The 497-nt window shown below is 57.5% G+C and carries 1 protein-coding gene; it reads left to right on the forward strand.

What is annotated here, in order from left to right:
- Positions 1-193 precede the first annotated feature (193 nt).
- Positions 194-497, forward strand: a 304-nt coding sequence (locus ACFHWW_RS34190; RefSeq protein ID WP_379943821.1) for an aminotransferase class III-fold pyridoxal phosphate-dependent enzyme, incomplete at its 3' end; no start/stop codon positions are given.

A 497-nucleotide genomic window follows, 5' to 3' on the forward strand; every position in this document is an offset into this window, starting at 1 on the left:
GGAACAAGCGAACGGGATCGTCACGTCCTTAAACGGCTTCATGAATCGGAGGGGCGTGCTGCGTTAGCGCCAAAGATTCTCACAGAAAAGTATTGACACGTTCCGCGACAACAAACATGATGCATCATATTGCGGGGATGCATTTGCGAGAGCAGCGGCGGAACTCGCCATCGAAACCAGTCGGGACACGATCATGACCAGCCAGCCCAATTCCGTCGAAGCGCGCGATGTTGCGTATCACCTGCACTCCTATACCAATGCGCGGCAGCATCAGAAGGTCGGGCCCTTGGTCATCGAGAAAGGCGACGGCGCTTTCGTGATCGACAACGAGGGTCGTCGTTATCTTGAAGCAATGGCCGGTCTCTGGAGTGCTGCAGTCGGCTTTTCCGAGCCGCGTCTCGCCGACGCCGCCTATCGCCAGATGTCCAAGCTGCCATTCTACCACACGTTCTCCGGCCGCTCGCATGGTCCCGTCATCGATCTGGCGGAAAAGCTGG

Source organism: Sinorhizobium sp. P24N7 (genome assembly GCF_042436655.1).
Lineage (GTDB): Bacteria > Pseudomonadota > Alphaproteobacteria > Rhizobiales > Rhizobiaceae > Sinorhizobium > Sinorhizobium meliloti_A.